The sequence below is a fragment of the Dyadobacter jejuensis genome, from assembly GCF_003149085.1.
Classification (GTDB): domain Bacteria; phylum Bacteroidota; class Bacteroidia; order Cytophagales; family Spirosomataceae; genus Dyadobacter; species Dyadobacter jejuensis.
Genome location: NZ_QGDT01000011.1, coordinates 1 through 17,132 on the forward strand (window position 1 = coordinate 1; position 17,132 = coordinate 17,132).

General features: G+C 44.3%; 15 protein-coding genes and 1 tRNA gene. 7 read left to right on the forward strand and 9 right to left on the reverse strand.

Annotation, left to right across the window (positions count from 1 at the left end):
* Window positions 1-146: 146 nt before the first annotated feature.
* From CLV98_RS17605 to CLV98_RS17620, 4 genes are all read right to left on the reverse strand, one after another.
* Window positions 147-2,543, reverse strand: coding sequence for an AAA family ATPase (locus CLV98_RS17605; protein WP_109676372.1), 2,397 nt, complete (start codon window positions 2,541-2,543; stop codon window positions 147-149).
* 145 nt (window positions 2,544-2,688) lie between these two features.
* Complete coding sequence (locus CLV98_RS17610; RefSeq protein ID WP_109676374.1) at window positions 2,689-3,588, reverse strand: nucleotidyl transferase AbiEii/AbiGii toxin family protein; 900 nt, start codon at window positions 3,586-3,588, stop codon at window positions 2,689-2,691.
* Window positions 3,569-4,351 (reverse strand): type IV toxin-antitoxin system AbiEi family antitoxin, encoded by a 783-nt coding sequence (locus CLV98_RS17615; RefSeq protein WP_109676376.1) that lies wholly within the window; start codon window positions 4,349-4,351, stop codon window positions 3,569-3,571. Before CLV98_RS17615 ends, CLV98_RS17610 begins: the two co-directional genes overlap by 20 nt.
* A gap of 243 nt (window positions 4,352-4,594) precedes the next feature.
* Window positions 4,595-4,849: a hypothetical protein gene (locus CLV98_RS17620; protein WP_109676377.1), complete on the reverse strand. Its 255-nt coding sequence runs from the start codon at window positions 4,847-4,849 to the stop codon at window positions 4,595-4,597.
* Window positions 4,850-5,440: 591 nt separating this feature from the next.
* Here CLV98_RS17620 and CLV98_RS17630 point away from each other — a divergent pair.
* Window positions 5,441-5,842: an integrase arm-type DNA-binding domain-containing protein gene (locus CLV98_RS17630; protein WP_109676382.1), complete on the forward strand. Its 402-nt coding sequence runs from the start codon at window positions 5,441-5,443 to the stop codon at window positions 5,840-5,842.
* A gap of 270 nt (window positions 5,843-6,112) precedes the next feature.
* On the opposite strand, the gene CLV98_RS17635 is transcribed toward CLV98_RS17630, so the two are convergent.
* The 3 genes from CLV98_RS17635 to CLV98_RS17645 form a co-directional block, all read right to left on the reverse strand.
* Window positions 6,113-7,339, reverse strand: a complete 1,227-nt coding sequence (locus CLV98_RS17635; protein WP_109676384.1) for a type II toxin-antitoxin system HipA family toxin — start codon at window positions 7,337-7,339, stop codon at window positions 6,113-6,115.
* Window positions 7,336-7,641, reverse strand: coding sequence for a helix-turn-helix domain-containing protein (locus tag CLV98_RS17640; protein ID WP_211320062.1), 306 nt, complete (start codon window positions 7,639-7,641; stop codon window positions 7,336-7,338). The genes CLV98_RS17635 and CLV98_RS17640 overlap by 4 nt, the downstream gene beginning before the upstream one ends.
* Window positions 7,642-8,046: 405 nt before the next feature.
* Window positions 8,047-8,119: transfer RNA gene (locus tag CLV98_RS17645), tRNA-Phe, on the reverse strand.
* Window positions 8,120-8,369: 250 nt separating this feature from the next.
* Here CLV98_RS17645 and CLV98_RS17650 point away from each other — a divergent pair.
* From CLV98_RS17650 to CLV98_RS17665, 4 genes are all read left to right on the forward strand, one after another.
* A complete protein-coding gene (locus CLV98_RS17650) occupies window positions 8,370-9,704 on the forward strand; it encodes a 4Fe-4S dicluster domain-containing protein (RefSeq protein ID WP_109676386.1) in 1,335 nt (444 codons plus the stop codon).
* 44 nt (window positions 9,705-9,748) lie between these two features.
* Window positions 9,749-10,546, forward strand: coding sequence for a (Fe-S)-binding protein (locus CLV98_RS17655; protein ID WP_229203442.1), 798 nt, complete (start codon window positions 9,749-9,751; stop codon window positions 10,544-10,546).
* 129 nt (window positions 10,547-10,675) lie between these two features.
* Window positions 10,676-11,176, forward strand: a complete 501-nt coding sequence (locus tag CLV98_RS17660) for a hypothetical protein (RefSeq protein WP_109676388.1) — start codon at window positions 10,676-10,678, stop codon at window positions 11,174-11,176.
* 59 nt (window positions 11,177-11,235) lie between these two features.
* Entirely contained in the window at window positions 11,236-11,718 is a 483-nt protein-coding gene (locus tag CLV98_RS17665) for a gliding motility lipoprotein GldH (protein WP_109676390.1), read from the forward strand.
* Here the strand turns inward: CLV98_RS17665 and CLV98_RS17670 are convergent.
* Window positions 11,715-12,938 carry an AI-2E family transporter gene (locus CLV98_RS17670; RefSeq protein ID WP_109676392.1) on the reverse strand — a complete coding sequence of 408 codons (1,224 nt, stop codon included), beginning with the start codon at window positions 12,936-12,938 and terminating at the stop codon, window positions 11,715-11,717. The two genes, CLV98_RS17665 and CLV98_RS17670, sit on opposite strands and share 4 nt — an antisense overlap.
* Here CLV98_RS17670 and CLV98_RS17675 point away from each other — a divergent pair.
* Both CLV98_RS17675 and CLV98_RS17680 read left to right on the forward strand, forming a co-directional pair.
* Complete coding sequence (locus CLV98_RS17675) at window positions 12,937-13,794, forward strand: hypothetical protein (RefSeq protein ID WP_109676394.1); 858 nt, start codon at window positions 12,937-12,939, stop codon at window positions 13,792-13,794. The genes CLV98_RS17670 and CLV98_RS17675 overlap by 2 nt on opposite strands.
* Window positions 13,795-13,880: 86 nt before the next feature.
* Window positions 13,881-14,597, forward strand: coding sequence for a response regulator transcription factor (locus CLV98_RS17680; RefSeq protein ID WP_109676396.1), 717 nt, complete (start codon window positions 13,881-13,883; stop codon window positions 14,595-14,597).
* On the opposite strand, the gene CLV98_RS17685 is transcribed toward CLV98_RS17680, so the two are convergent.
* Window positions 14,598-17,081, reverse strand: a complete 2,484-nt coding sequence (locus CLV98_RS17685) for an AsmA-like C-terminal region-containing protein (RefSeq protein WP_229203443.1) — start codon at window positions 17,079-17,081, stop codon at window positions 14,598-14,600.
* Between the last annotated feature and the right edge of the window lie 51 nt (window positions 17,082-17,132).

Here is a 17,132-nt window from a genome sequence, read left to right on the forward strand (position 1 = left end):
TGAACTGAATTTTCTCCTTTTTGCTCTCATAGTTCCACTAATTTAAGATTAAAAATTAAATTTTAACAGTGGCCCTAATTCTGGGGAGTATTATAATAATCTATGGCTCGTTGCAATTTGATCGCATACCGTTATAAAGCATTTTACTATGCCACGACTGCGACGTTGTTAATCTCAATTCCAACGCTCTTTAAGAGTGACTCGTATTGGTCATTATCTTTCTCCGCAATTTTACTAAGTATAAAGCACGCTACTTTTTTCATTTCCGGAACGTCGATTGGTCGCATACTACGCTCAAATAACGCCTCCAAATGAGAATACTCATTATTAACTCGATCTGTCAAAGCAGCACCAGGATTATTTCCACCAAAAAATCTACCTAGTTTATCATCCTTTTCGATTGCATTTGGATATTTATAAAATAAAAATGCCTCTAGGAACTTTCTAGTATTATTAGCAATATTATAATACAAGTGATGATCTTCTTCGTTATCATCATCCGCAACAGAACATTTATAAATTTGATGAAACAAATAATTAAATTCTGTTACATAGTTCTTCAAATATGCTGGCATTAGCTTGATTTTGCTACTTGCACCCTCTCTCGTAATTATGAAATATTCAGAATTATTTTTATTCAATGCACCAGGAAGTCGTTTTAAATATTTTAGAAAATCAAGATTATGCGTAGAAACGAACAACTGGTCGTACAGTTCCTTCGCCACTATTTCTGCGTTAATTAAGCTGTAAACAAAGAAGATATGATTACTATCCAAACTTGATATTGGATCATCTATCCAAATAATTGGCTTAGTATTTTTTGTTTCAATATCATCAAGCTTAGCCATGAAATAACAGAAAGCGATAAGACTACATTCTCCTTCACTCAAATGATGTGCCTTTTTTGTACCTCGTATAATTTCAAATCTAGCTTTTTTATTTGCGTCAAGCTGATCTTCTCCACTTACTGCCTGTAGCGATAAAAAATCATGTCCAAAAAAATCGTTCAGATATTTATTGACCTGAATTGCTCCCTTCTCTTCATCATTTAGAAGTCTCTTCTTCGCCTCGATTTCACGTTCTTTTTTAGATATATCCGTCTTGATATCATCACGAGACTTTTTCGCATCGGTTAATTTTTTTTCAAGATCTTTCAATGATTTTGATGTCTCGGAATATTTTATCACAGAAGAAAAGTCATGAACTTCTTTCAAACGAAGTAATTTTCTTGCCTCCGTTTGCTCAGTAGTGAGCGAGGCCGTGTATTTGTTGGATAATTGCCGAGCCTCCTCATACATTTTAGAGGCTCGTTGCAAGTGATCGGAATAATCGACACATGTACTGAAAATCGCTGAATTTATAAGGTCATCTTTTCGCTTCTTCAGTTGTTCCTCTAAGCTGTTAAGCTCATTGATATATTGCTTCGCTCTTCCAGTTGCAAGAACACGGATTCGAGAAACACGATGTTGGAATTTTGAGTAGAAAAGTCCTTTATCGTATTTGCCGCAACCTTCAACTATCTTTCTTTCAATAGCTATCTCTGCAATTAATGAATCGATGTTATCCTCCAAGGCCTTAGATTCTTCATCGAAATGCTTATCGAGTTTCTCCCATCTCGCCTCATCAATAATATTTCCGCAAAACGCGCAATCAGACCGCTTCTCTTTGTGAAGCAATCTGCCTTCTTTTACCCAGCGATTCAGAATTGCGTCTTTTACAAGTTCGTCGATTTTATCAGAAGCCCCTATTTCCCTTGTTATAAGTTCCTTTGATTTCCGTACAAGTTCATGAAATTTACTATCAAATGTAGTTCCAACAGGAATGGGCGCATTTGGGGTCTCAATTAGTAATCTTTCGAGTTCACTCTGCCTAACTGTTGATACCGGGCTGTATTTACTACTCAAAATGGACAGAATATCAGCCTCTAACTTGGGTTTTGTATAGTTTACATCACCAAATCGCTCCGGCTTATATTTAATTCCAATTTTTCTATTAGTGGCCTTTTCAGTCAACTGATTATCAAGTTTCTTGAAAGCTGATTGATAATTTTTATCAGTATCTGTTAGCTTTTCAACGGCAGCTACTAACTCCAGATAAAGTCCTGTTTCCTTTTTGTCTTCATTATTTCCAAGTGCATCTTTAAGAGCTTTAATCTCATCTTCAATTTGAGTGTTACCTCCCAGAATAGCGAAAGGCTCGATGTTCTCATCAGGATTGTTTATAAATCTGAGATTATCCCGAATAAAGTCCTCATTAAAAACTCTGATAGTCTTTGTGCACGTGTTTAAATTCCCATGATTTATTTCTGTTGCATCGCTTAGCAGCACGGTAAATTCAGGAGACTCGTAACGTTCTGAAATATTTCCCGTTTCCAGTCCACGCAACACACGAGAAAGAGTTGTTTTACCTGAATAATTTCTTCCGTAGAGAATATTGATTTTCTTGAAGGAACAAATATTGTTCCCTTTATCTCGAAGATGGGTGTCCCAAAGAAAATTTTGAAACACTGCAAGGTTTTTAATGCTTTTAAATTTTGTGATCATTCAGAGGGTTTCTAAAAATGCGTAAATAGCAATTTTACAACATTTATTTGAACGCTACAACTAGATACAAGCATTATTAGTTAACGGTGACATTGATTGTGCAGGATAAAAAGTATTTCGGATACTCCATATTATGAATACACGACTAGCCAAGCTTTTCTTTTAGTAACTCATACTGTTCTCGATGTTTTTCAGGGTTGCGTTGCTTTAGGATATTCAAATTACGGAGTTTCCATTGAATCGAGGGAAACCTCTCAAAATCATAAATGGACCAATCGGGCTCTGCATTTTTAAAACTGAGGAGGAAAGCTTTATCTGATTTGGTTAGCTTCTCGTTGACAGTCTTTACAAGTTGCTCTCTTACGGCTTCATATTCCTCGTAACTAAACTCCTCAGCGCTCATTCCTGAAAATTGGTTCACCATAGCCAGACGCTGATCCTGAAAATTCGGCATGATCACTTCATTTATTGGTCGGTCACTACCAAGTAGGCAGAAGAGAAAACCCTGTCTGACTTCATCAGAAAATCCCTCATTGCTCAAGAGATATTTGACATCAAATAAATCCCGTGGGTGCTGGCGGTCAAGGGCGGCACATATTTTTCCGCCAAAAAGTTGTCCGAATGGAACAACCGAAATAGCAGCAAATACATCAAATTCTTCCTGAGCCCTTTCACAAAGGCGCATTTTTACCGGTTCCTTGAATGAGCCTCGCCCGACCAAATTGACTTCCAGTTTTATTTCCGCCCCTTGTGAAGAGATCAGAAGCTTTGCAATCTCCTTTTTATGCTGCACACGGACAGATGTAATTGTATTTTCTATCCTGCCCTGTATTCTTTCCAAAGCTTCCCCGATATTGCGTAAGGATGTTTCCCTGTCTTCAATCGGAAGGTAGGTTAAATCGATATCAACTGATAGCCGAGGCATATTGCGAACAAATAGATTGATAGCAGTGCCGCCATGCAATGCAAAACAATTTTCTTTTGCAACTTCTGGCAATACATCCAGAAGTAACCCGACCTGTCGTTTATAAAGTCTGTTTTCCATTCTTTTCCATTTCTTTAGGCACTGTTATTTGATACTTAGAAACATAACTTCCGTTCTTAACGAAACTGCGTTTCCCCTTTCCCATGTCGATTTCTTCGATTGTCAGATACTGAACCCATTGGTGATCTGCCTTTTCTGCCATGTATAGAAATAGGCGTTTTACCTTTATAGAATTACATTGCTCTAAAAGCTGCTGAACTGAATTAGGGCGCAGGTTATTCATGCCTTCCATCAACTGATAGCATTCTACTAAATCCAGGCTGCTAGTGGCCAGATACAGGCATTCCATCATCGCCCTGGCTGCCGACGACACTTTGATGGAAAAAGATTTAACTGTCACTTCTGTCATCCCGATCTCAGCAGGTAGAAAAGAGGATTGATGATAGTCCAGCTTTATGCCCCAATCTGTGTTTTTGAACCAGGCTGGCAATACTTCTTTCTCTGCGCCGAATAAATCGACTTTGGACTGAGCCAATTCCAAATAATGGGCTTTGCCCAACAAGGATAAGGCTGCTCTGCCCCCTGGATGGATGGAGAGAGCGAGTTGGTGTTGTAAGGTATAGATAGCGCCTTCATAACTTACGGAATCGCCGACACGCCTCAGAGCTCCCGTATCAAAAGATTCCAGCCACCTGCTCTTTTTGTATCGGTTGAGCAACTGATTAGAATATCCCTTTTGATTAAGCCACGAGGTGGCAGAGACCGTTCCTAAGGGCCAGTCTTGCAACAAAAGGTTTATTTTTGTCTCACTTGATATACTCATAGTTTATCTATACAGAATAAAACAAACTTTATAAAGCGTAAAGTTTATAATTACCACAATTTATAAACTAATAGTTTATAAATAATATGTTTGGTAAACCTTTTTGTATGTGCCTCTTTTTTCCTGAGCCGGAAAACAGAGCCGTTTTGAATATATTCCAGCGGTAGAATGTTCATTCTTCTTGGGGCTGATATCCATTAGGCTAGATAAGCCCCAAGGTTTATTAGTTTCTTTGCCGCACGACTAAGCTTTCGCTGCCGTCCTGTCCGCCTGCGTTGCTAAGTCGATCACATGATGAACAAGGAAATCCTCAACCAGTGACAGGGCATGACCCTTGTTTATCGGCGACATATCTGGCGTCAGCATGGTGTCCACATAAACCTCAACATCCCAAAGCTCGCGCGCTAGGTCTGGACTATCTGGTTCTATCCGTTCCATGACATCCTCGAAAGCCTCATTTGCTGTTTCAATAAAATCAACACGATCTATTGGATTCAATGGAAGTGTGGCGATTTGTGCCCCAAACTTTTCCCTATTATCTGCAAGCTCGCACCTGTGATGGCTTGATAGCGCCCAAACGTTTTGTAGATAGTGACAAAGACGAAGTTGTTAATACGTGGCGACTAATTGTCCTCAAATCAGCGTATGAAAGCTATCAGGAGGCGATTAAATTGGGGATGAACCAATATTAACTAAAAAAAGTATTACCAAACATTAATGCTAACGGTAGTATTGCGGTAGGACTGGAAATTCGGAGCAATCAAAAATTTCAAATAAGTATTTGAAATTTGGTGAGCGTAAAAGGATTTGAACCTGTGACCCCTTCCATGTCAAGGATATCCCAGCCGTATTATGTGATATTAACCCTGATAAACAGTCATTATAAAACGTTGTTTTTGCTTGAAACACAGGTCAAACAAGGTAAACTTAAATTGTCGTTATTTAACCCTCGTGGTAGCACTAGGATAGCACTGGCGCTAAAGACTAATGAGCCGAAACAACGTAACATTTAAGAAAGAATCCATTAATCAACTTGTACCTTCTGAAAAACGCTATCATATAACTGATAGCAAAATTCCAGGTCTATAGTTGGTTATCTACCCTAATGGTGTCCATACTTTTGTTCTGTATCGTAAAATTCAAGGAATTCCTGAGCGAGTAAAGATTGGTAGATATCCGGACATTACAATCGAGCAAGCTCGAAACCAAGCGCAAAAATTAGCCTCCGTCATCACATTAGGTGGAAATCCGCATAAAGATAAAATTGCGGAAAGAAGGGAAATAACCTTTAAGGATCTATATAATGAATACTACCGACATCACGCCCTGAAGTTCACCAAAAGACCTCAGGACAATAAAAAAATGATGGAACATCAGGTATTCCCTATATTTGGCAATCATAAAATTAGCAATATAACCTCTGATAAGATACGTCACCTGCATTCAAAAATTGGTGAAAATAGAACAGGGGCATATGCTGCTCAATGCTGACCCCCTTCTACTGATATTGACCCCTCCATAAATGGTTTTGGAGTGTTAGCTCCAATGGTCTGACAAATTTACAGTTTCATTCTTAACATTCGCCACCCGGTGAGCCCCTGTAAGAGAAAAAACAGTTAAGGCATTAAAAACTTATACTGGTAGCTGAAAAGTGGCCCCTTGATTACCATAATGACCGGCGCAGTATCGCAGTTATAGACAATTAATGTTTGAAAAAAACTTTAATCGCTGTCCAAGCATTTAGGGGGTCGGTGAGCCATTTCATGCCAGTCTTTTATTTATCAAATCAATATTTGACTGACTTACGCCGTATTCTTTTGCCAAAGTCTTCCACAGGCCCAAGGCAGACCTGGTTTGGGCTATACACTCTTCGACAAGTGCTTTTGACAGACCCGCTTCAAGACCCAGCTTTACAAGCTGCTTGTCACCGGGAATTCTCCCCTCGCCCATAACCATGGTGCTTTGTTCTCCCCCAGGGCCATTAGAAAACGTCAGATCATAAGCTGGCGATAACTTCCACTCGCCTTTTTCATCCATCAGAAAACTGAAATTTTTGGCATGGTCATCCCGGTTATGCGCCAGGACATTGAAAACAGCCAATCTATACATTTTCTCAACTTCCCGGATGTCTTTTGTAAGCTGCGCTGTTAACATCAGCAAATCTTCATAATCCAATGACGGTGTCCGAAAATCGCTATGCAACAACCCGCTCACGGTATGCATATGGTACCGTTTTGTTCCATCCCGATCAAAACGTTTTGCCGCAAAATATCCGCTTCCCTTACTGGCTGTGAATAAATAAGCTTCAGACATTACAACGCCCGCATCCTTGGCCATGAGCGCATACACGTATTCAATAGCGCCGGAATCCAGCCCGTCTTGAGAATTCGGAAATTTGACCAGCCAAGGTTCAAATCCTTGGGCGAGTTGCTTCGCTCCATGAGAAATGTTCTGACGGGTCTCATCAACCCCTATAAGTGCTTTAGGTCTTGCCCCGGCAGATGACCCATTTAAAGACAGAAGTTCCTGAATGATCTCTTCTGAACTTCCTGTAAGAACCTCGCCGGCTTGCTGAGCAAGATGGTCCAGATCGATCAAGCCATCTTTTACATCAGACGGACTATAATCCGGTTCATATACTAAGGCTCCCATTCCGTGAAACCCCACATATGCCAAACGGTCCAGTGGAGTAATATCTGACGGCAACATGTTTTGAGAACGCAAAAGGCGGTCAAATAATAAACGACCCCAGCCGTCAGGCAGGCTGTCGCTAAAAACCCCTGCCAATCCCTCGAACGGTCTCGCTTTAAAAGCGGTAACGCCTGTTTTGATAGGCAAACGTAGTGGAGAAATCTCCAATCTTGTTTGAATAATTGAGGCTTGATATTCAAAATAAACGGTATGGTCGCGCATAGCCAAACGCCCGACCGGAAGAATCTTACTTCCGAAATCCAATCCTACTTTGAGTTCTGTGATGGGTCGTTTCATTTGTGACGGCCTCGTTTACGGATTACCTTATCTTCCTTCAATACCTCATCGATAGAATTAAAAGTTGGCTTTTCTGGTTTGACAGCCTCCAACACTTCCTCCAGGCCACCAACCACCAATAGAAGCTTAAGGAATGACTCCAACGAGATCACCCCTTTCTGCTCAAATTTCCTTAAAGTTGGCAGGGCAACCCCCGAGCGCTCTGCCAGGCCTTCCTGAGTAAGACCCACACTTAAACGCCTGGAACGGACATTTTCAGCAAGTTTTCGAAGGGCCTTTGAGGGAGTTATAAGTGATATCATGGCATTATTTAAGAACTATAATGTGTTATTAATAACATTATAGTATTACAAATATATCGAATTATAAACAAAGAAATGTGATTTTAACGGATCAAAACAAGCTGATAAGGAGCAACCTGGTAGAATGATCGTCAAGTGTTTGTACCAGCTTAGCCCTACCATATCTTGGTCTATAACAGAGGTGATCCCTAAAAGGGTGATTTTAGGGTTGTCGGCCGTCGGCTTTCAGCTGTCGGCTAAATACGATCAAGATACTTATTGGAGATTAAATCCATCTTGCCCCCTGTGCTCGAAAACGGAATTCCTATAGCTTACGGCCTAATGCCTATAGCTAAAAAATAATCCCCCCCAAAACGACTAAAGCCCCTAACTAATTAATAGTCAGGGGCTTTAATATTGTCGTTGTGGTGATGGACGGAATCGAACCGCCGACACAAGGATTTTCAGTCCTTTGCTCTACCGACTGAGCTACATCACCAGGCTCAATTGGTTCCTTTCGGGACTGCAAAGGTAGTTGGATCGGAATTGATTCCAAATTTTTTCTGAAAATAAATTTATTTTTTTTTACTGTTTTCTTTCAAATTCTTCAAACCTTCTGATTATCTATCAGTTACCCTTTTATAAAAAAATTAAGTGTCCAAATTCGGAGCTATGCGGCATTTTTACCATATTTGTTTATATTATGCAAGCATACTAACTAGTGGTTCCCACCTAAAGACTCCTGATATATGGTCCTAGCCCAACAAATACTTTTTCTAGCCATTTTCGGTACAGCCTGCTGGCTGATCTACCAGCGGGTAACCCTGATAAGCCGCACCATTAGGCTCGGCAAAGCAGAAGACCGGCTCGACCAACCCAGCCGCAGGCTCTCCACCATGCTCCGCATAGCCTTTGGTCAAAAGAAAATGTTCGACAGGCCGGTGGTCGGTTTGCTGCATTTTGTGGTATATGCAGGCTTTTTGCTCATCAACATCGAAGTGCTGGAGATCGTCCTCGACGGCCTCCTAGGGAAGCACCGTATTTTAGCTCCCCTATTAGGCGGTTTTTATACGGTACTCATTGGATTCTTCGAAATCCTGGCCCTGGGAGTCCTCCTAGCCTGTCTGCTCTTTTTGGTAAGACGCTGGATCCTGAAAGTCGACCGGCTGCAGGCTTCCAGGCACCGGGAGATGAACGGCTGGCCAGAGCTGGACGCCTCGGTCATATTGATACTAGAAATCGTGTTGATGATCGCCATCCTATCGATGAACGGGGCCGACTTAGCCTTGCAACGCTTAGGAAGTAGTCATTATACACCCACAGGGCCCTTCCTAATCAGCCAGGCCTTGTTGCCCATTTTTACAAACTGGAACGAAGCCAACCTCATCCTCTTCGAAAGAATAGCCTGGTGGCTGCATATCGTCGGCATTCTAGGGTTCGCCGTCTATGTCACCTATTCAAAGCATTTACACATCGCCTTGGCCTTTCCCAACACCTATTTCGCTAAGCTGACGCCCATGGGCACCATGCAAAACATGCCCGAGATAACCGGTGAAGTGCAGGCGATGCTCGGCCTGCCTACCGACAACCCCGGGCAGGCCGCCGTAGTCCCCGACCGCTTTGGTGCCAAAGATGTATCGGACCTTAGCTGGAAAAGCCTCATGGATGCGTATTCCTGTACCGAATGTGGGCGCTGCACCTCGGCATGTCCGGCCAATATGACGGGAAAGCTACTCTCGCCACGGAAAATTATGATGGACACCCGCGACCGCCTCGAGGACTTGGGTCGCAATATGCAGCAAAATGGAGGCAAGGTAGTCGACGACGGCAAAAGCCTCCTAGGCGATTATATCCTCGACGAAGAACTGCTAGCCTGTACCTCCTGCAATGCCTGTGTGCAAGAATGCCCCATCCTAATCAACCCACTGGATATCATTCTGCAGCTGCGCCGGTATAGGGTCATGGAAGAGGCCCAAGCCCCGGCCTCTTGGAATGCCATGTTCCAAAACCTGGAGACTAACCAAGCGCCATGGAAATTCTCCCCTGCCGACCGCTTCAACTGGGCCTCTGGCCGTAGCAGTTAACAGAAACGGCTCCGCTTATTTCCCAACCTTAAGAAAAACAGACTATGCCCGATACAGAATTGATGATCCCCACGATGGCCGAAATGGCCGCCAAAAATGAAAGTCCAGAAGTGCTGTTCTGGGTAGGCTGCGCCGGGTCCTTCGACGACCGGTACAAGAAAGTCACCCTGGCCTTTACCAAAATCCTCAATAAAGTAGGGGTACGCTTTGCCGTACTCGGAACCGAGGAAAGCTGCACCGGCGATCCCGCACGCAGGGCAGGCAATGAGTTTACCTTTCAGATGCTCGCTTTGGGCAATATCCAGGTGCTCAATATGTATGGGGTCAAGAAAATCGTGACGGCTTGCCCCCATTGTTTCAACACGCTCAAAAACGAATACCCCGCGCTGGGAGGCCATTATGAAGTGATACACCATTCCACCTACTTACAACAGCTGATCGACGACGGAAAGATAGGCCTTCAGGGGGGTGGTAGCTTCAAGGGACAAAAGATCACCTACCACGACTCCTGCTATCTGGGCAGAGCCAACGACATATACGAGGCTCCCCGCCAAGTTCTCGAAACGCTCGACGCCGAATTGGTGGAAATGAAACGCTGCAAGACCAAGGGCCTATGCTGTGGAGCAGGCGGAGGGCAGATGTTTAAAGAGCCCGAGACCGGCAAAAAGGATGTCAATATCGAAAGGGTAGAAGAGGCTATTGCCACTGGAGCCACCACCATCGCCGTAGCTTGCCCTTTTTGCATGGTGATGATGAGCGACGGCCTTAAAAATAAAGAGAAGGAGGACAGTATCAGAGTATATGACCTTGCCGAGCTGCTCGTGCAAGCCAATGAATTATAAGGTATACCAAAAAAACATTGACCACGTTTTGATAAGGAATAAAAACACCCCTAGAACTTTGACAGCCCTTAGGCTGTTAAAGCTAGAAGGCAATATAGCGCCTTGATACCGGCATAAACCACAACGACCATGTACGTACCATTCAACGAAATAGATCTTAACTCCCGAATTTGGATATTCCAGGCCAACCGCTCTTTAACAGAAAGCGAAAACGACACCATAACCGAGACCCTAAAGTCGTCGGTAGAAAATTGGGAGGCCCATGGCAAAGCACTTACCGCTTCCGTCAAGCTCTTTGAAAACCGCTTCGTGGTGGTGGCCGTCGACGAACGGGATGAGCTGCCTAGTGGCTGTTCTATCGATAAGCTCACCCATTGGGTGCAAGAAATAGGCCACCAATTGCAGATCGACTTCTTCGACCGCTCCCTAGCCTATCTCGATGCCCAGGGTGGTCTACAAACCGTACCCGTACCTGGCATTAAGCAGGCCGTAGCTAACGAAATTATTGGCCGCTATACCACCGTCTTCGACAACCAGGTAAGCACCAAAGCACAGTGGATGACCAAATGGAAAGTCCCCGCCGACCATACTTGGCTGAAACGTTATTTCTCTGGGCAATTGTCGGTTTAGTTTTGAAACCTAACCCCTGACCAGTAGCTTTGTCTACAAGTTAAATCGGAATATCAAGTATGAAAGTGATAAGGGCTATAGCATGGGCCATTTTGGGCTGTTGTATGTTTGCATGTAACGAAAACGTCGTTTACAGTGCTTATGAGGACATTCCCGACGGGATGTGGTATCTGGACAATAAGCCCACCTTCAAAGTGAGCATAGACGATACCACCCAACGCTATCATGTATACTACCTGATTCGCAATTCTTTGCAATACCCTTACTACAACCTATACATCTCCAAGAAGATCACGGGCCCCGATGGTCAGCCTATTTCAAGTATGTTGGACGAATTATTTATGTCGAACCAAACCACCGGAAAGCCTTTTGGCAAGGGCCTAGGCGACCTTTTCGATCACAAGATTCCGGTACTTCAGAACTATACTTTCGACCGTAAGGGTGAATACACCTTCACCCTTACGCAGTCGATGCGCCAAAACCCACTGCCCTTCGTGATGAGCGTGGGAATCAGCGTGGAAAAGGCCGTTCAAACCCCTTAATCAGCCCCTGGAATGGGCGCTTTCTGGATTGGCCCATCGCCATCGGTAGGCTTGTTACGAGGCTTGCGATAGCGCGGCTTGCGACGAGGAGGCCGTTGCTGAGCCTTTTCTTGCTCCAATGCCAGCTCTTCTTTAATCTCGTACTCTGGCTCACCAAGCAAAAACCCGTAAGGCTCCATACTCGGAATCGCATCCATAATGACCTTGATGATGGCCGTCAATGGCAGCGCCAGGATCAAGCCCGAGAGCCCCCATAGCTGCCCACCCAAAAATAAAGCAACGATAGCCGCCAAGGGGTTGACGCTCACCTTAGAACCTACAATATTGGGAGTAATGAAGTTACCTTCCAAAAACTGCACAAAGCTCATGACCCCTATGACCCCTACGGCATACCAGGGTGAATCCATCGTAACGAGACTCAATAGGGCCGGTAGCACCGAGCCGATCAGTATTCCAATGTAGGGGATCAGTATCAAGAAGCCCGCCAAAAAGCCAAAGAATATGGCATGGGGAATGCCTAGTATTAGCAGGCCGATGCTATTAAGAACACCTACAATAAGAATTACTAAAAAGAGGCCCGAAAGATAACTCCTAATTACCTCATAGATTTTCTTTAGGAGCTGATCCAGCTTCACTTTTTCGATGCGGTGAAAGGCTTTATGGACGAAGCGCCGGAAGAAGTCGCGGTAGAGCAAAAAGAAAAACACATATAGTGGAATCAACACGAAGGTCGATATAGCCCCGGTGGTAGACAGCAGGGTATTCAGTATGACGGTTTTGCCTTCGCTCAAGGTGTTTATCAGGTATTTTTTTACTTGGCTCACCTGCTCGCTCCTGCTGATGTCGAGGTATTGCTCTCCCATCGTGAGTCCTTGGTCTATAAAAGCATCGGCTTTTTTGGAGATACGAGGTAGCTCTTCGGCGAGGCTGCCTATCTGCATGGACACCAGGCTGACCAACCCAGCCAGCACCACCACCAACCCAAAAATACTGAGCAAAATAGCTGCAATACGGGGGATTTTACGGAGCTCCATCCACGCACAAAAGGGATGCAGGAGGATAGCGAGCAAGACCGAAAAAGCCAGAGGAATGATGGTTTCTTGTAAGGTATCCAGGATCATGACCCCCGCTACGAGGGCAACCAGTATGCTGGCCAGCTTGTAATAATAGGGATCTCTTTGCTTATCTTTGTTTTGATCCGAACGTAAATTGAGTTTCATGAGTAAGTTAGTATATATATGGATTGCTGTGAAGTCCTTGTTTACCACTTGCCAATTTGATCAAAAGGTAAATCATACGGAAAAGGTTGGTTCACAATACAAAATTAGAAAAATTGGCAGACTCCCCACAGCCGTCCCCGAAAGTTCAGGCTTAGCAATGCACCGCGACGGCACCAGTTTCTGGACGCATAACGACAGCGGAGGGGAGGCCAGCCTCTTCCGTATCGACCAAAAAGGCGCACTCATCGAGCGCAGGGACATCCCCCATGCCACCAATCGCGACTGGGAAGAACTCGCTCAGGGGCCCGATGGAGCCCTATTTATAGGCGATATGGGCAATAATGGAAACAGCCGTAAAGACCTGACTATCTACAAAATACAAAGTCCTAGAGCGGGACAGCCAATCCCCCCCGCCGAGAAGATAGAGTTTTCCTATCCCGACCAAAAAACATTCCCCCCAGCTCCAGAAGATTTTAACTTCGATTGCGAGGCCTTCTTTTATTCGAACGACAGCCTGTATTTATTTTCAAAAAATAGGAGCAAGACGAAGCTTTTTGTAAAATTGTATCGAATACCCGCTACCCCTGGAAAATATACTGCCACCTTGGTCGACAGCCTAGCCATGAATAGCCAAATCACCGCTGCCGACAGGAGCCCCGACGGCAAAACCTTTGCACTGTTGACCTACAGCAAGGTTCTATTGTTCGCAATCCCGTCTGGTCGTGTTAATTTTGATACCCCAAACGGATGTTTCAAATTTTTTCATAAACAGTCAGAGGCATTGGTATTTCTGAATAATACGGACCTTTTAGCCACTAATGAACAAGGACAGATTTTCAAAATCACACGCCGTTAATATTATGATTTTGTTATGATTGAAGCGGCGCATATAATGTGAAAATCACAAATACTAATTTCGAGCCAGTTTAAACGAAAACACAAATGAGCACGGCAAAAGCAAATACTACGGCGCCCAAGGTATTGGTAGTGGACGACGATTCCGATATCGTGGAGCTTCTGGAGTATAATCTGGAAAAGGAAGGATATACCGTAGAAACGGCCTCCAATGGAAAGCAAGCTATCGAGATCACAAAAACTTATATCCCCGACCTGATCTTACTCGACATTATGATGCCTCAAATGGATGGGATCGAAACGGGACGCATACTCAGACAGAACCTTGAATTAAAGAACACCTATATTCTTTTCCTTACTGCGAGGTCGGAGGAATATTCTGAAGTAGCCGCCTTCGAGGTAGGGGCCGACGACTATATCACCAAGCCCATTAAGCCCCGTGCGCTGATGAGCCGAATCAACGCCTTGTTCCGTAGAGAGGCTCAAAAAGCGGAATCGGGCGACCAGATCGACGTGTTGGACCTTTCTATCAACAGAAAAAACTACACCGTAACCCAAGGCCAGGCTAATGCCATCGTCCTCCCCAAAAAAGAATTTGAACTGCTTTTCTTCCTAGCACAGACGCCCAACAAGGTATTTAGCCGCGATGAATTGCTGCAAAAAATATGGGGTGCCGACATTTATGTGCTCGAGAGAACGGTAGATGTACATATCCGCAAATTGCGTGAAAAACTCGGAGAGAGCTATATTAAAACCCTAAAGGGCGTGGGCTATATGTTTGCCACCCAAAATATTAATTCCTAGCTATTTTACCGATTTTTGGTCTTGAGGCTTGTCTTTCTTTTTTCGAAAGGCAAGCTTGATATTGACCTCCCCACTACCATCGTCTTCGGCTCTCAAATAAATATTGGATCCTTCCCGACTCGACGGGTCGTTGGGGTTCAACACATAGGTAGAGTCTCTCTTTTTAAGATTACTCAAGGGGATCTGAATATTGATATTGGTTTTATTGCCAAAGCTATAGACCCCATCTACGAACAGGGTCATCACACTGGACTCCACCTCCATTTTGCGTACCTCTATCTCCTCCCCTTTCACCAAGAAGTCCCCATGAATAGGAGCAAACCGTACATTCTCGAAATTTCTCCTTTTAAATATCAACCTTTTCATTTTTAAAAAAGGCTCGAAGTCTATCAAATGACCATTCCGCAAATTGACCTTTACAGCCCCCTGCATGGTCTTGGGCATCAACTTAGCGGCATTATTGAGCCCCGACTGAAACTGAAAATCGGCTGTAAGCAAGCCCTTCAGGTTCTCACTAGTAACGGTTTTCTGCCCAAAATTATTAAAAGAACTCAACACCGTGCTCACATTGGCATTGGACAAATGCCCCTTCATCTTGACAAGCGGGTAGGTCTGGGGATTGTTGTTGTCCAATTCGCCAGATATCTCAAACCGCCCTTTCCCAAAGGCATTCATCTGAAAATTTTTGATGCTGATACTGTTGTCCTTCACGATAAAATCTCCTTGCACCTGTTTGGCACTAAATCGCTTATAGGTAAGGTTATTAGCGGTTAGACGGGCGGCGATAGTCATATTATCGATCACATCCTCCAGTACATCGGTTAGCTTTACTTTCTTCCTCCGCACGGGTCGTGCCTTTCGGTTAGATGCCAACAAGGCCTCTATCCAGGTCAGTTTCCAGTTGGGGATGTTAATGTCCACCACCGCTTGCAAAGGCTTGGCGGAACCAAACAGGTAGGGCAACAAATCGATAAGTCTACCCTTTAAAAAAAGATCGTTTTGGCCATCATTAAAAGAAAGTGAGGGAAAGACCAAGGCTGATTCGTTGAATACAAACTTTCCGGTCAATTTGCTCAGATGCACGCCACGTGAAATATAGTCCACCGACAGGTCGTGAAGAGAGGCGGTCCCCCAAAGGCTGCCGTTAAACTTCTCCTTCTGGGGATCGAAAAATTTCTTAAGACGCCCATCGAAATGAAATTCTATATTGACCCGCCCCTTCGTGATTCTATACCGCTTGGGATCCAATAACTCGTCCAAATTATGGACCGAATCGGCCCGAAAGTGTCCATCCAGCACGGCATAGGGGTCCTTAAAGTCGGTGACAGTCAGCTGAAAATCGAAAGGCAAAGAGTTGAACTGTCCCTTCACGGCTTTGGAGGTAAGCCTACTGTTGTGCACACTTGGCAACTGGGTCGTATCGGCCTGATTGGTAAAGGTACCTGCCGCCCGCACATTCTTGATAGTACCTAGTGGTAAATTAAAATCGAAAGTCTTGGTTTCGAAATTCAGCGCTACTAGAGGCGGCGCAAGCCCCAGCTGACCAGAAACGCTGACGTCGGCATCGACTCGGGTCTTTATCCCGATAGAGTCTATTTGTTCACGTATGCGTTGGGTGAGTAAGGGTAGAGCATGTGATACGGCTATATTTGCGGCCTGGAAATTCATGCTAAAACTTTTGATCGAATCCTCAAGATCGAAACGGCCTTGTAGCTTAATCTGGTCCTGGAAGGACGTCTGCAGGGTAGAAGGTAATAGCACTACCGATCGCTCCTGAAAAGCTATGTTTAGCTGAAGGGTAGTCTGCTGATCGACCAAAAAACCACCCTTTTCCGGTTTGAACACCAGTCCGTCGAATAGAGCGCGGCCATTCAGACTTACCACCGCAGCGGTATCATGCTTGACCAACCCACTAATGGCATCCTGAAACAGCGCCCCATACCGCTTGCCGGTCAGGGAGTCGGTATACTGAATTTTGAAGTTCATAAACCTGAGCCGTTGCAGCCGACTTATGGCGTCCTCCAAATTGGCCTGTTCTTTACGTTCCTCCTCCTCACTAGCTCTGGACTTCTGAAATACGGTAGCATTCGTATAGCCATCCTTTCGGACAAAAACCAAGAAGGCTCCATCCTGAAAAACCAAATTCCTCACTTTTACTACCCCTTTGTACAAGCTGCTAAAATCGAGAGCCACATGTATAAACTCCGCTTTTAGAAGGGGCGTCTGATGTTGAGCGTACAGGCTGTCGGTCAGCACGACGTCGGATAAGGTAAAGTTGAGTCCGAAGCCCCCACTAAATGGCCGGAATTTGAAGTCGCCAATGGCCAGATCCCCGTGAATCTGCCCGGAAACTTGCGTTTGAATCTCCCTAAAAATCTCCTGCCTATGCTTGAGCACCCATACCTCAATGGCCCCAAACAAGAAAATTATCACCAGACAGGCAATCCCTAAAGCTTTTAAAATTCTGCCTAACATGATGGTCATAGAAGTATAAAGATATTCCTTTAAACTTAAATGAATATCCCGAATAAATAA